At 71.2% G+C, this 14,201-nt stretch carries 11 protein-coding genes; all 11 read left to right on the top strand.

The features are described from left to right. Positions 1 to 158: 158 nt before the first annotated feature. Positions 159 to 1,094 (top strand): ABC-three component system protein, encoded by a 936-nt coding sequence (locus OHT51_RS43195; RefSeq protein WP_328884784.1) that lies wholly within the window; start codon positions 159 to 161, stop codon positions 1,092 to 1,094. Further along, positions 1,091 to 1,357, top strand: coding sequence for an ABC-three component system middle component 6 (locus tag OHT51_RS43190; RefSeq protein WP_328884783.1), 267 nt, complete (start codon positions 1,091 to 1,093; stop codon positions 1,355 to 1,357). Before OHT51_RS43195 ends, OHT51_RS43190 begins: the two co-directional genes overlap by 4 nt. Next, positions 1,335 to 3,095: an ABC-three component system protein gene (locus tag OHT51_RS43185; RefSeq protein WP_328884782.1), complete on the top strand. Its 1,761-nt coding sequence runs from the start codon at positions 1,335 to 1,337 to the stop codon at positions 3,093 to 3,095. Before OHT51_RS43190 ends, OHT51_RS43185 begins: the two co-directional genes overlap by 23 nt. A gap of 404 nt (positions 3,096 to 3,499) precedes the next feature. Then, positions 3,500 to 5,560 (top strand): phage tail sheath family protein, encoded by a 2,061-nt coding sequence (locus tag OHT51_RS43180; protein ID WP_328884781.1) that lies wholly within the window; start codon positions 3,500 to 3,502, stop codon positions 5,558 to 5,560. Between the two features lie 14 nt (positions 5,561 to 5,574). Next, entirely contained in the window at positions 5,575 to 6,096 is a 522-nt protein-coding gene (locus OHT51_RS43175) for a phage tail protein (protein ID WP_328884780.1), read from the top strand. Then, a complete protein-coding gene (locus tag OHT51_RS43170) occupies positions 6,093 to 6,851 on the top strand; it encodes a hypothetical protein (protein WP_328884779.1) in 759 nt (252 codons plus the stop codon). The genes OHT51_RS43175 and OHT51_RS43170 overlap by 4 nt, the downstream gene beginning before the upstream one ends. After that, complete coding sequence (locus OHT51_RS43165) at positions 6,848 to 7,714, top strand: hypothetical protein (RefSeq protein WP_328884778.1); 867 nt, start codon at positions 6,848 to 6,850, stop codon at positions 7,712 to 7,714. Before OHT51_RS43170 ends, OHT51_RS43165 begins: the two co-directional genes overlap by 4 nt. Then, positions 7,711 to 8,445 carry a DUF4255 domain-containing protein gene (locus OHT51_RS43160; RefSeq protein WP_328884777.1) on the top strand — a complete coding sequence of 245 codons (735 nt, stop codon included), beginning with the start codon at positions 7,711 to 7,713 and terminating at the stop codon, positions 8,443 to 8,445. Before OHT51_RS43165 ends, OHT51_RS43160 begins: the two co-directional genes overlap by 4 nt. Continuing rightward, positions 8,445 to 10,442, top strand: a complete 1,998-nt coding sequence (locus tag OHT51_RS43155) for an ATP-binding protein (RefSeq protein ID WP_328884776.1) — start codon at positions 8,445 to 8,447, stop codon at positions 10,440 to 10,442. Before OHT51_RS43160 ends, OHT51_RS43155 begins: the two co-directional genes overlap by 1 nt. Then, positions 10,439 to 10,687 carry a hypothetical protein gene (locus OHT51_RS43150; RefSeq protein WP_328884775.1) on the top strand — a complete coding sequence of 83 codons (249 nt, stop codon included), beginning with the start codon at positions 10,439 to 10,441 and terminating at the stop codon, positions 10,685 to 10,687. Before OHT51_RS43155 ends, OHT51_RS43150 begins: the two co-directional genes overlap by 4 nt. Beyond that, on the top strand, positions 10,684 to 14,178 hold the full coding sequence (locus OHT51_RS43145) for an eCIS core domain-containing protein (protein ID WP_328884774.1): 3,495 nt from the start codon (positions 10,684 to 10,686) through the stop codon (positions 14,176 to 14,178). The genes OHT51_RS43150 and OHT51_RS43145 overlap by 4 nt, the downstream gene beginning before the upstream one ends. Positions 14,179 to 14,201 lie beyond the last annotated feature (23 nt).

Genomic DNA, 14,201 nt, shown 5'->3' with positions numbered 1-14,201 from the left:
ATCTTGACTCGATTGAGCGGGAGCGGGCCACGACCGCCTTCGCTGTACTCGCCCCCGCCTCCCCCGCCCACTGCAGTCACCCTCACAAGATCCGGTCAAGGGGTGTTGGGTCCAGTTACACACAGCTACCCTGACAGTTCTGTGCGCAAGGGGGCTTCATGCGGTTTGAGCAGCGGATGTATGCACACATCAAGTTCTTAGGGCTGATGGCCGAGTTCTACGAGAACGAGTTCGAAGACTTCTTTCACCGCCTGATGTGCTCGCGGTATCCCGACTTCATCGACGTGCGCACCGCGGGACGCCTCGGCGACATGTCAGCAGACGGCCTCAGCCTGCACTCCCGCAAACTGTACGCCTGCTACGGCCCCCAGACAGTCGACCCGTACGAAATCCGGAAAAAGCTGAACAAGGATCTCTCGGGGGCGGTCGAGAAGCGCAGCGGTGAGTTCGACACCTTCGTCTTCGTGCACAACGACCGGCGAGGTGTGCACCCCATCGTGGCGTCCTTGCTGGCCGAGGCGCGTGACAGCATGCCCTCGCTTCAGTTCGAGCAGATGGGCAGTCGGCGCCTGTGGCAGGAGTGCATGCAGCTTCCGCAGATGGCAGCGGAGGATGTGCTTCGGTGCGAGATTCCCATTAAGGACACGACTTTCGGTATCGGGATGGAGGACTTGGCCCCGTTGCTGAAGCAGTTGCAGGACATCCGTGCCGAGTCCAACCCTCTGATGTCCCTGCCCGACGTGCCGGTGGAGAAGCTGGACTTCAACCGGATCGAAGGAGCGGATCGGGAAGATCTCCTCCGGGGCATGCGCCAGAGCTACCTGGTGGATGCGTTCTACGCCGACACCCGGAGCGAGCTGGAGCACGACGAGGTGGCGGAGGGATTTCGCCTGTACTACCAGCAGGTGCGTCGCGACTATAGCGACGCCGACGACGTCCTTTGGCAGCTCAAGATGTACTTCCTGGGGAACGCCCAGCCGCGGCCGAAGGTGTTGCGCGCCGCCCTTGTTGTCCTGGCGCACTTCTTCGAACGATGCGACATCTTCGAGACGCCGCCTGCCGGTTGGCAGCCGCGCATCGGGTTGACCGCGTGATCACTCCGACGAAGGGGATCGCTCCTGACCGCTGCCTGCTCGCGGTCGGCGCGCAGGTTCTCCTCCAGCTCGATGAACCGCGGACCGTCAGTCAGGCGTGGGCGAGGCTGAAGAGTTGGCGCGCTGAACAGGCCCATACCTCGCCGGTATCGTTCGAGTGGTTCGTTCTGGCCCTGGACATCCTCTTCGCCATGGGTGCGGTGGAGCTGGACCAGGACGTTCTCGTCGCAAGGAGTACGGATGCTGCGCCGTCTGAGCGCTGACGACGCGCGGTTCAAAACGGTGGATTTCTCGCCGGGACTGAACCTGCTGGTCGCGGACACCACCTCGTCGTCGGCTGAGACCGACAGCCGTAACAGTGCCGGCAAGTCGAGCTTGATCGAGCTTGTTCACTTCCTGCTGGGGGCGAAATCCTCCGGGTCCCTGGCCACAAACAAGGCCCTGCGCCGCATCACCTTCAGCCTGGCTATGGACTGGCCGTGGCAGGACGATCCGCTTGAGGTACGACGGCGCGGAGACAGTCCCAAGGCCGTGTCGCTGAGCCGGGACGTATCCGGCGTGCCGGCCGACACGCTCTTCGCGGACGGCCAGGACGTCGAGCTGTCCGTGGAGCAGTGGAATCGCGTCATCGAGCGTGACCTTTTCGGGCTGGAGGGCGACCATCCCGGAGTGAGCGGTCGCACGCTCTTGTCGTTCCTCATCCGCCGTGTCTCCGCTCACGGCTTCAACGAGCCGACCCGGACGTTCTCCCGGCAGGCCGCCGCGGAGGCATCGTCGAACCTGGCCTACCTCCTGGGGCTGGACTGGCAGTTGGTCAACGGATACCGCGAGCTCAATGCCCGCAAGGCGACCAGAGACCAGCTGAGGAAGGCCGTCAACGATCCCGTATGGGGACGGATCGTCGGGTCCACGGCCGACCTGAGGGGCCAGATCACTCTCGCCGAGGCACAGGTCGAACGGCTGCGAGCACAGGTTGCCGCCTTCCAGGTCGTCCCTGAGTACGAGCGCCTCAAAGAGCGCGCAGACCAGGTAAGCCGCCGCATCAAGCAGCTCGCCCAGGACGACGTAATCGACCAGCACAACCTCGAAGAACTCCAAGGCGCGGTCACCGAGACCACCGACGTCGAAGTGTCCTACCTCGAGCCCGCCTACCGCGAGCTCGGGGTCATCCTCAACGACCAGGTCCGGCGTCGCTTCGAAGACGTCAAGGCGTTCCACCACTCCGTCGTACGCAACCGGCGCAGGTTCCTGGAGGAGGAGATCCAGGAACTCACCGACCGCCTGGCCGCCCGGCGTCAGGAACGTGCCGACCTGGGCGAGGACCAGGCCCGCCTCCTGCGCGAGCTGGCGGAGGGCGGAGCGCTGGAAGCGCTCACCGCCCTGCAGACAGCCCTAGGGCGGGAGGAGGCTGCTCTCGGTGCTCTTCGCCACCGATTCGACGCAGCGCAGGCTCTTGAAGCCAGCGCCCGCCAGATCACCGCCAAGAGCCTCGAACTGCAACAGGCCGTCGACCTCGACCTCCGAGAGCGCCGGCAGCAGACAGACGAAGCGATCCTGCTGTTCTCCCGGTACGCCCAGCGCCTTTACGGCGAAGGCCGCGAAGCCTACCTCGCGATCGAGGCCGGACGCACCAGCCTCAGCATCACGCCCCGGATCGACGCCGACGACAGTCGCGGCATCAACAACATGGTCATCTTCTGCTTCGACCTCACCCTGGCTGTCCTCGCTCACCGCCACGAGCGCGGCCCTGACTTCCTCATCCACGACAGCCACCTCTACGACGGCGTCGACGAACGACAGGTCGCGCGAGCCCTCGCGCTCGCAGCCGAAGTGACGGAGGAAGAGCACATGCAGTACATCGTCACCCTCAACACCGACACCCTCAGCACCGCTGCCCAGCGCGGATTCAACCCCGAACCCCACATCCGCAGCCCCCGCCTAACCGACGACGAAGAGGGCGGTCTCTTCGGCTTCCGCTTCAAAGCCGCAGGTAAGGCATAGCGCCTTAGACGAGGCCCGTCGCTTGACCCGCTGAACGAACACGCAACGGCGTTGACGAACAGCCGGCGCCCGCACCACCAGGTCCGCCCGTTGCTCAGCGTCACGTGTCGGTCCATGGTGCGGACTCTAGGCGGGGGCGGGGATTGGCCACAGCGAAGATCACGAGAACCGCACCCTCCGCATCCCGTACGGACCATTCCGCCGCCAGAATGTGGATCACCCATTTGCCACGTCTACCGCGTGTCAGCGGCGACGGACACTCCGTACGGCCGGCCCCGCGTCGATGATGCTGCCCGTACTCGTCCAACCTGGAACCAGCCGGTCCGCTGTTCGCGCCGACCGCGCGCCTCGTCGCGCGTCCCCCTGCCACTGCCGGGACACCCCGGGCCCACGGAGGCCATGAGATGCTCAACCTCACCTATCCCGGCGTCTACACGCGCGAGTTGGACTCCGGAGTCCGGACCGTCACCGGAGCGCCCACGTCCATCGCCCTGTTCATGGGGCCGACCCTGCGGGGCATCGACCAGCGGGCGACGACGTGTCTGAGTTTCGCCGACTTCGAACGGAAGTTCGGCGGGCTGTACGGCAAGAGCTCGCTGTCGTACTCCGTCCTGCACTTCTTCGCCAACGGCGGCGGCCGGGCCGAGGTCATGCGGCTCCCCGTGAACAACGCCAGGAAGGCCGAATCGCGGATCAGGCAGAGCGTCACCACGGCCAACCCCTCCCTTGCCGTGACCGCCCTGAGCTCGGGGTCCGCGAGCGGATCGCTCTTCCTGGAGATCGATCCGTTCGGCATCGGAGCGCACCCCTACTCGACCACGCCGCCGCACGACACGAAGCGCTTCAACCTCACGGTCGTCGATCCGGTGACCGGCTCGGTGGAGCGGTTCGCGGACCTCACGACCGAGGCGGGCAACGCCCGGACGGCCGACACCGTGCTCGGCGACCCGGACACCGGTTCCCGGCTGCTCAAGGTGAGGCTGCTGGGCGCAGGGGCCGACGGCCCGCAGACCACCGGGTCCGTCTACCGCATCGAGAAGGATGCCGTGGCCGGTACCTTCGACAAGGACTACGCCGTCAACCTGACGGTGACCAGGAGGGCCGCCGACGGCAAGGAGGACGCCGCGTTCTCGGTCAAGGACGTGACGGTCACCGTCTTCAAGAAGGACACCAGGAGGCCGGCCAGCCGCCTGGAGCTGGTGAACCAGCTCGTCGTCGCGCTCAACCAGGCCATCCGCGCCAACGCCGACCGGCAGGGCAAGCTCGCCGGTGCCTCCGTGGAGGGAGAGCTCTGCGAGGACGGCGCGTTCCTGCGCCTGACCATCAGCCGCCCCGACCAGGCGCCCGGCGCCGAGCGCGTCCACGACGCGACCGTCACGATCGAGGCCCCGGCCTCGGGCGCCTCGCTCCTGGAGGAGTACAAGCTGACGGTTCTGGCTGCCAATCCCTCGCGCTATCGGCTTGGTCACCCGTACGAGAAGGTGGTGTTCGCCGGCACCGACCAGTTCCTCGTCTCGGACACCAGGTCCGGCCTCGACGGGGACGCCGCCGGGCAGCCGTCGACGGACACCTTCAAGAGCGCGGTCACCGCGCTCGACGCGCTCGACCCGTTCTTCAATCTCCTGTGCCTGCCCGACCTCGTCCGCCCCTCGGTCGCCAATCCGATGTCGCCGCACCACGCGGGGGCGTCGACCGTGTACGCCGAGGCGGCCCGGGTGTGCGCGCGCAAGTTCGCGTTCCTGATCGTCGATCCGCCGCCGTCCGCCGTCGACATCGAATCGGCGTCGTCGTGGAAGTCCACCAAGCTGGGGTTCCGGTCGACGCACGCCGGTGCCTGGTTCCCGAACATTAGGGTCGATGATCCGCTGCACCCGGGAACAATCGTGTCGCACCCGCCGTCGGGGGCCGTCGCCGGTGTCATCGCCAGGACCGACAACCAGGTGGGCGTCTGGCAGGCGCCGGCCGGCACCGACGCCTTCCTAGCGGGCGTCTACGGTCCGTCCGTGGAGATGTCCGACGGGGAACAGGGCCTCCTGAACCCCTTGGGGCTGAACGTCATCCGGCGCTTCCCGCTGTACCAGACCGTCGCGTTCGGCTCACGCACCGTGGACGGCGCGGACGCGCTGGCCAGCCAGTGGAAGTACATCCCCGTGCGGCGGACCGCGAACCACATCCTCCGTTCCCTGTCGGACTCCCTGCGCTGGGCGGTCCACCAGCGGAACGGCGAGGAGCTCTGGTCCCAGCTGCGGGTCAACTGCACGGCCTTCCTGCACGGGCTGTTCCGGCAGGGCGCCTTCAAGGGCGTCTCGGCGCGGGACGCCTACTTCGTCGCCTGTGACGCGTCGACCACCACCCCCGGGGACATCGACCAGGGAATCGTCAACATCGTGATCGGGTTCGCGCCCCTCAAACCGGCCGAGTTCGTGGTGATCAGCCTCAAGCAGATCGTGCAGCCGGCCGTCTGAGACAGGAGCACATCGTGGGACAGTTCTCGGTCAACGCCCAGCGGCTCGACCCCTACAAGAATTTCAAGTTCCGGGTGAAGTGGGACGGCCGTTACGTGGCGGGCGTCTCGAAGGTCTCCCTGCTGAAGCGGACGACCGAGGTCGTCAAACACCGTTCCGGCGGGGACCCCTCCACGTCGTACAAGTCGCCCGGCCGCAGCGAGTACGACGCGATCACGCTCGAACGCGGAGTCACCCACGACGCCGAGTTCGAGCAGTGGGCGAACAAGACGTGGAACTTCCAGGCTTCCGCGGGCGGTGAGGTGTCGCTCGCCGACTTCCGCAAGGACGTCATCCTCGAACTGCTCAACGAAGCAGGACAGGTCGTGCTCGGCTACGTCGTCCACCGGTGCTGGGTGTCGGAGTACCAGGCGCTCCCCGACCTCGACGCCAACGCCAACGCCGTGGCCATCGCCAAGCTCAAACTCGAGAACGAGGGCTGGGAACGCGACTTGTCCGTGGCCGAGCCCAAAGAACCGAGCTTCGTCGAGCCGTGATCCGTACCGTGGACTCCCCACCCACCCCCATGCCGAGCCCGGAGGACGTCGTCCGGCTCTGGCCGCTGTCGCGGCGCGGCTCCGCCGGGGACCGTGTCGTCGCCCTCCTGCTCGCGGTCGACGGGCCGGACGCCCTGGGCTACCCGCTGGGCACCCGCAACCAGCGCCTGCTCCTGGTGCACCGGAGCCTGGTCGGCCGGCCGGTCCAAGCGCACGTCCTGTGTCCCGCCTGCGGCACAGACAACGAGTTCGTGCTGCCCGTGGAGGACGTGACCGGGCTGCCCCGCGCCGACGCGGATGCGGTGGCGCATCTCGTCGTCGGTGACGCGGAGTCGGCGTTCCGGCTGCCGCTGCTGGCGGACCTGACGGCGGTGGCGGGCCGGTCCCCGTCCGACGGGCTGCGCGCGCTCGCCTCGCGCACCTGCCTGGACGAGGCCCCACGGCTGAGCCAGGACGATCTCGACCGGCTCGTCGACGCGTGGGAGGCCCTCGACCCGGCCGGTTCGCTGCGGGTCGGCCTGTCGTGCGCGGAGTGCGGGCACGCCGTCGCCGCGGACGCCGATCCCGCCGACTTCGTGGCCCGGGACCTCGACGTGCTCGTCGACGGGCTGATGCGCGAGGTTGATGTGATCGCGGGCGGCTACGGCTGGTCGGAGGAGGCCATCCTGGCGCTGCCGGCGCCGCGCCGCCGCCGGTACGTGGAGCTCATCACCGGGGGACACGCCCCGGCCTGCCGTGCGGCGGTGGTCCGATGACGGTGCGACAGTCGGCGTACGCGGAGGCGCTCCGGCGCGCGAGCGGGATGACGGGCGGCCCGGCCGGGGACGAGGACGCGTCCGCCGTGGCCGCCGAGCCGAGACCGCGCTCCCTGTTCGAGGAGACGGAGGACGAGGCGCTCCCCGGTCCGCTCCCACGCCCGGTGGACGACGCTCCGGTCCTGCCGCCCGTGGCTCCCGCGGTCCGCCGGGCGTGGATGTACGAGACGTCCGTCGACGGTCCGTCACCGGTCCGCGCGGCTCCCGGCGGGCCGCCCCGGCCGGGGCAGGACCTCCCCGGGGGCCTGGAGGAGCGCCCGCGGCGCCCGGACGCGCCCGCCGGCGACGGCTGGCGGCCGCAGGACGAGAGGGAGGGGCCCCTCCCCGCTGCCCGTACGGAACTTGACCCGTCGGCCTCCCGGCAGGGTGAGGAACGGCCCTCCCGGGCCGACGCCGCCCCGCCGCCGGCCGCTCCGGCCACGTGCCCGGCGCCCGCGCCCGAGGCGCCGCCCGCCGGCCCCGCCCCGGGACCCGTTGTAGCCGGTAGTGACGCCGTGCCGTCGCGTGCGGCGGCGGTCCCCGCGCACCCGGTGCCCGCGGTCGAACCGGTGGCGGTATCCGAGGTGGTGCGCGCCGAACCCATGCCGGTGGAGCCGGACTCCGGGGCGCCTCCGGCCGTCGAGGCGGAGGCGGAACCGGCCCCGGTCGTCGTCGAGATCGGACGGGTCGAGGTGCGGATCGCCGCTGACAGGGCACCGGCTCCGCCGAGGGAGCGCGGGCCGCGGCCGGGGACCGGCCCGTCCCTGGGGCAGTACCTACTGGAGTCCCGCCCGACCGGCGCGGCGCACCAGGGGGCGTCATGACGGCGCAGTTCGCCGTCCCCGCGACGACCTACGTGCTGCAGCAGGTCCTCCAGCGGCGCGTCAAGATCGCGTACGACCCCCTCACTCCGCCGACCGTCTCCGTGGAGCCCCCGCCGCGTCCTCCGTCGACGCCCTCCACCCCGGCGGCCCCGCGGCAGGCGGAACCGGCGGGCCTCTACCTGTTCCTCCACCACGTGGGCCCCAACCCGGCCTGGCGCAGCATGCACGAGCCGCACGTGGATGCGAGCGGCCGGCGGGTCGCCCCGTCACCGCTGGCCGTCGATCTGCACTACCTGCTGGCGGCCACGGGCGCCGACCTCGAACGCGAGGTGCTGCTCGGCCTCGGCGTCGCGGCGCTCAACCGGCACGGAATCGTCCCGCGCAAGCTCATCAAGGCGATCCTCGACGAGATCAACGAGCCGGACACGCCCACCCATATGCTCGACCGGCTCACCACCGAGCCGCTCCACGACCCGGCCCACCAGCCGGAGCAGATCACCGTGTCGCAGGCGCCGGTCGACGTCGACCTGTCGACGAAGATCTGGTCCGCCCTGCAGTCCCCGCTGCGCCCCTGCGCGCACTTCCTGGTGACGACCGTGTTCCTCGACTTCGGCGACACCTACCCGCCCGCCAGGAAAGTGGAGAAGGCACGGGTCGGTGTGCGGCCGGATCCCTCGCCAGCCGTCACGCTGCCGGCGGACGACACCGTGACGGTCGGGGGCGGTGCCTGATGTCGGCACCGCCGTCCGACGCCACGGCCACGGCCGGCCCGGAGCCGCAGGGGGGCCACGCCCGCGCGCACCTCGCCGTGCTCGCCGAGTCGATGGCCCTGCCGGTCCTGACCGGAATCGCCCAGGGCGAGGTGCCGACCGACGGGTTCGCCCCGCTGGGGCAGTGGCTGGAGGGGGCGGGTCCGGCGTCCCCGCTGCGGCGCATGGCTGAGGGCTTCGACCTGTCCCGCGCCGAACTGGAGGTGGTCGTCCTGCTATTGGCGACGGACACGTCGGAGCGGGTCGCGCGGGCGGCGGCGGAGGCGACGAGCGCGCACGGCGGTGTGGTGGGCGGCGGGCTGCCGGTGTGGCTGGCGTGCCGGGCGGTCGCGGGGCTGTGTCCTTCGCTGCTGGCGGCGGCCCTGCCGCTGGTGCGGTTCGGGATCGTCGAGCCGGAACCGGCGTCGCCGCGGATCGAGGCCCGCCTGACGCTGGCCCCCCCGGTGTTGGACCGCCTGCTCGGCCGGCCGGTGCGCGACCCGCTGGTGTCCGCCCGAATGGCTCCGCTGCCCGTACCAGCCACCGGTCCCGGTGAGGTGGGGGACTTGCCGACGGCGCTGGGCCGTTCCCTGGCCTCCCGGGGGCCGCTCGCTTTGCCGCCGCTGGTGCTCGTGCCCGGCGTTCCGCCGGAAGAGATCACGACGGCCCTGGCGGCGCTCGGGCTCACCCCGTGGCGCATGTCGGGAAACGACGTTCCCGAGGACGCCGTGGCACGTGACCTTCTGGCCGCGCGGTGGAGCCGCGAGGCGATGCTGGAGAGCGCCGCCCTGGTGATCGACGCCATCGACGGCCCGTCGGAAGGGCCGGTCGCGGCCTTCGCCGACCGTGTGCTGGGGCACGTCCTGCTGACGGGACAGCAGGTCCCCGACGGCATCGCGCGCGGCGTCCACGTCGTCCCTGCCCCGGGGGACGGCCCCGCCGCCGCGGGCCGTCGGTGGGCCGCGGCGCTGGGCCCGAACCGCGCCGCCCGGCTGGGGCGCGAAGTGGACCGGGTGGCCGCGCAGTTCCGGCTCGACGCCAAGGGGATCGCCACCGCGGCGGCCGAGGCCGCGGAGGCCGTCGACGCCGCCCCGGACGCCGCGGGCGCGGCGGCCGCGCTCTGGCATGTGGCCGCCCGGTCCTTCACTCCGTCCCCGCTGCCCGGCGTCCACCTGGCGGAACCCGCCTACGGCTGGGAGGACATCGTGCTCCCGCCGGCCACGGAGGCCGCGCTGCGGCGGGTGGAGTCGCACGTGCGCCACGCGGCCCGGGTCTTCGACGACTGGGGTTTCGCGGCCCGGGTGGGCGGGCGGGGCAGCTGGCGCGGACGGGGGGTGGCGGCGCTGTTCTGCGGCCCGTCCGGGACGGGCAAGACGATGGCGGCCGAGGTGCTGGCGTCGGCGCTCGACGTGCGGGTCATGGTCATCGACCTGAGCCGGATCATCTCCAAGTGGGTGGGCGAGACGTCCAAGAACGTCGCGGCGGTGTTCGACGCGGCCGAGCGCTCCGGGTCGATGATGGTCTGGAACGAGGGGGACGCGGTCTGGGGGACTCGCGGCGGTGTGGCCAACGCGACGGACCGGCACGTCAACGCCGAAGTGGGCGATCTCCTCCAGCGCATCGAGACCTTCTCGGGGTTCACCGTCATCACCACGAACCTACGGCAGGCCATCGACCCCGCGTTCATGCGCCGCTTCCGGTTCGTGGTGGACTTCCCCCTGCCGTCGGTGGACGAGCGGCGCCGTCTGTGGTGCTCGGCGTTCCCGCCGCAGGCCCCGGTCGAAGCGGTGCGCTGGGACGCCCTGGCCGCCCTTCCGCTCACCGGCGGCTCGATCCGCAACGTCGCGCTGGGGGCCGCGTTCCTCGCCGCGGAGGTGGGGCGTCCGGTGGACCGGACGATGATCGAGGCCGAACTCGCCGAGGAGCTGCGCAAGCAGAACCTTCCGGTTCCCCATGTGGCCTGGGAGGCGACCGCGTGAGCGCGCTCCCGCCGTCGGTCCGGTTCCGGGTCGGCGCCCTCCGGGTGACCGCCCGCTCGGCGATCGAGGCGCGGCGGCTCGCCGACGCGCTCCCGGCGGCGCTGGAACGCGCGTGGCGGTCGTGGCCGGCCGCCCCGGCCGTTCCGGGCCCACGGTCCGACGCCGCTTACCGCCGGGCGGACGAGGTGGCCGCGGCCGTCGTCGCGACGGTGCGGGACCGGCTCGACGGCGGTGAGGCGCGATGAGGGCACTGACGCGGGCCGTGCGGCCGACGGAGCACGGGCCCGCAGCACGTGCCCGGCGCGACTCCGGGCCGCGTGCGGACAACCGGCGGGCGCCGTCGCCTGCCTTCACCACGCCGCACTCCGCGGAGCCGGCACCGGCTCCGCGGATCGGCCCGGCGGCACCGCCGGCACCCGCCTTCGTTCCGTCGGCAGAGACCCGGGCCCACCCCGCGGCCACCGCGCCCCCGCACCACGGCCCGCGGTACGTACGTGCCGCGGTTACCCAGCCCGGGCGTCCTCTTCCCCCGTCCGTGCGCGGGCAGATGGAGGCCGGTTTCGGCCGCGACCTGGGCCACGTCCGCGTCCACGACGGGCCGTCGGCCGCCCTCGCGGCGGCCGCGCTCGACGCCCGCGCCTTCTCCCTGGGACCGCACCTGGTCTTCGGCACCGGGGAGTACCGCCCCGACACTCCCGCCGGGCGCGGCCTCATCGCGCACGAGCTGGCCCATGTGGTACAGGCGTACACGGGAGCCGGTCCGCGCGCCACGGTGGTGGACGACCCGCGGCTGGAGGCGGAGGCCGATCGCGCGGTGGAGACGCTGGCGGCCGGCGGCCGGCCGGCGATCGCACCGCGGCCCGGCGCGCCAGTCGTCCGCCGTGCCGGCCGGGGCGCCGCCCCTCCCCCGCCCGTCCCGGCGAGCGCCCCCGGCCCGGCGGCCGCGCCGAAGGAGGCGGCCGCCCAGCCGGGGACGGCGGCGGGCCCGGCGCTTCGCCTGCCGCCGGGGATAAGCGTGGTCGTCGACGAGCCGACGGGCATCGGCACGACCGAACTGGTCGTCAGAGTTCCGCAATTCACCCTGCCCGCCGAGAAGGGCGCCGGTGCCTGGGTGCAGAAGGCGTACGACGATGCCGCAGCCGGCGAGCGCCTGGTCTTCACACCCCTCTTCGTGGGCGACGCGACCGCGAGCTACGAGTCGGTCGCCGCGTATAAGGAGGGCGGTGAGAAGTACAAGAACGTGTGGCTGGGCGCCTTCGGCTTCCCGACGACGAAGAAGCTCGCCGACGCCGTCACGGCGGCCGCCGCCGACAACGAGAAGGTCCGCGCGAAACTCGCCGATCCGGCCGTCAAGGAGGTCGTGATGGGCCTGGGCACGGGCCTCCTGCAGGCGAAGTGCGACGTCGACCACATCGTCGAGAAGCAGCTGGGCGGAACCTCGATCCCCTCGAACCTCCAATTGCTCACGAGTTCCAAGAACCAGGCCTCCGGCCGGGAGACCTACCAGGCCCTCGTCGACCTCGTGCGGCAGATCCGCGATCCCGCCATGCGCGGGCCCGGCGTCCGCAGGCTGCAGATCCGCATCTCCAAGGCGACGGTTCCCACGGGGGAGCCCGACGCCAGCTTCGAGATCGAGAACCTGCTGCGCTCCGGGGCCGTTCGCGGCTCGGACGCGGAGAAGGCCAAGTCGGACGGAAAGCCCGTCGCCCTGTCGGCCGGCGGGCAGGGCGAGACGGTGCGCGTGCGGGACACGGGCGAGACACCGCTGGACATGCTCGCCCGGCGCATCGTGCCGGGCATGCGCATCCAGATCTACCGGCGCGCCGCGGCGGGGGCCAAGTCCACGAAGGACACCGTGCTGGGCGCGCTCGACAGCCGCGCCGTGTCGGCCACCAAGGGCGACTCGGCGATCACCCTCACCGCGGAGCTGGAGCCCGCGATGGCCCCCGCCCCCGCGACGGCCGGGCCCGAGGGCGCCGCGGATCCCGCTCAGGGGCCGCCGAGCGAAGCCCGCAGGCTGCGGCTCGACCCGGAGAAGAACAAGAAGATCGCGTTCTTCTACCCATATCTAAGCCGGGGCGAGCTGACGCGGATCGCGCTCGACGACCGGGGCGATCTCAGCGGCGAAGGGGTCATCCACTCCTCGGTGCCGTTCCTGGGCAGACTCAATGTCGTCTACGCCAAGGACGAGCTCGCCCTGGTGGCTCCGATCCCCGCGGCCAAACTGGTCTCCCCCCTGCCCGCGGCCTTCCGGTTCACCGGCGGCGAGCTGGCGCTGCGGCTCTCCCCGACGCTGGCGCCCAGCGGAACGCTCACGTTCTCCGTCGGCCCGGCCGCCAAGCCGGTCCTGCTCGGCACGCTCGCCGTGACCGTGCAGAACGGAGCTCTGGTCGCCACCGGTGATCTGGCCCCCGCCGGCAAGCTTCCCGGTGTCAACGCGGCGGCGGGACGCGTCGTATGGAACTCCGAGAGCGGATGGTCCGGCAAGCTCACGGCAAACACGGCCTCCCTGCCCCATTCCAGCGCGGACGTCGAGATCGGCTTCACCACGGCGTCCGGCAGGTTCGCGCCCTACGCGACGGGAGCGATCACCACGACGATCCGCGGCTCCCAGCTCCGGCTGGGCGCCCGCTGGGACGGGCGGACGCTCTCGTACAGCGGGTCGGTGACGGTCGCCAAGCCCCTGCCGCTGGTGGAGTCGGTGCGGCTCTCCGGCCGGTACGGCGAGGGCGGCCTTTCCCTGAAAGGCGACGCCGAGGTCGTCTGGAAGCAGTTCAAGGCCACGATGAACGTCCAGTACAACCGGGCGGAGGAGGAGCAGGAGGGCCGCTTCTCGGGCACGGCGACGATCACCGTCAAGACCGCGAAGGCCGACGGCTCCATCGGGCTCGGCTTCGACGAGGAAGGCCGGTACTGGGGCAAGGGCAGCGTCGGCTACCAGGTCACCAAGGACCTGCAGCCCATTCTCGGCGTCGAGATCACCAAGGACCGGCGGGTCAGGCTCTCCGGACAGGTCGCCGTCGGCGACGTCGTCCTGGTGCGCAAGTGGCCGTCCCCGCAAGGCGGGACGGTGCCCCTACTCAAGGGCGTCGGGGTGAAGTTCTCCTTCCCCACCCCGGTCCCGGCCGTGACCGCCTTCATCGAACTGCGCGGCTCGCTGCAACTGGGCTACGGCGTGGGGCCCGTCGTGCTGCGGGGGGTGGCGTTCAAGGGCGAGCTCTACCCGTTCGAGGACGATCCCCAGGTCGCAGCCAAGCTCACCGGGGCCTTCGTGGTGCCGGCCTACGCTGAACTGGTGGGCACCTTCGGCGCCTACATCGGGGCCGAGGTCGCGCTCGGTGCCGTCGGGGCCAAGGGCGGCATCGACATCGTCCCGTCGCTGCGCATCGAGGGCGAGGGCGGCATCGCGATCGCCGCGGACTACGACAAGGACGGGTTCGCGTTCGACGCCGAGGCGTACGCCAAGGGCCGCCTGACGGCCGGTGTCAAGGTGCTGCTGGCAGCCGAGCTCTACGCCGCGTGGGGCGTGTTCTCGCACCGCTGGACCTATGAAGTGGCCAGTGTCTCGGCGCAGCTCGGACCCGAGCTCAAACTCACCCTCGGACGGGTCGCCTACGCCAAGGACGGCCGGATTACCTGGCCGAGCCTGTCCCAGATCAAGGTCGAGCCCGAGTCCATCGACCCCGTGCAGGTCATCCGGGACATGCTCGGCCGCGGCACGGCGACCCAGACATGACGCGGGTGCGGAGAGGAGGATCG

This window comes from Streptomyces sp. NBC_00299, assembly GCF_036173045.1.
GTDB lineage: Bacteria > Actinomycetota > Actinomycetes > Streptomycetales > Streptomycetaceae > Streptomyces > Streptomyces machairae.
The sequence above is the reverse complement of the archived record's forward strand: the minus strand, read 5'-3'. Positions and strand labels throughout refer to the sequence as shown.

Excerpts from the sequence above, each read along its gene's own strand:
- OHT51_RS43195 (WP_328884784.1), top strand. The coding sequence starts at position 159 with ATGCGGTTTGAGCAGCGGATGTATGCACACATCAAGTTCTTAGGGCTG.
- OHT51_RS43185 (WP_328884782.1), top strand. The coding sequence starts at position 1,335 with ATGCTGCGCCGTCTGAGCGCTGACGACGCGCGGTTCAAAACGGTGGAT.
- OHT51_RS43180 (WP_328884781.1), top strand. The coding sequence starts at position 3,500 with ATGCTCAACCTCACCTATCCCGGCGTCTACACGCGCGAGTTGGACTCC.
- OHT51_RS43165 (WP_328884778.1), top strand. The coding sequence starts at position 6,848 with ATGACGGTGCGACAGTCGGCGTACGCGGAGGCGCTCCGGCGCGCGAGC.
- OHT51_RS43160 (WP_328884777.1), top strand. The coding sequence starts at position 7,711 with ATGACGGCGCAGTTCGCCGTCCCCGCGACGACCTACGTGCTGCAGCAG.
- OHT51_RS43155 (WP_328884776.1), top strand. The coding sequence starts at position 8,445 with ATGTCGGCACCGCCGTCCGACGCCACGGCCACGGCCGGCCCGGAGCCG.
- OHT51_RS43145 (WP_328884774.1), top strand. The coding sequence starts at position 10,684 with ATGAGGGCACTGACGCGGGCCGTGCGGCCGACGGAGCACGGGCCCGCA.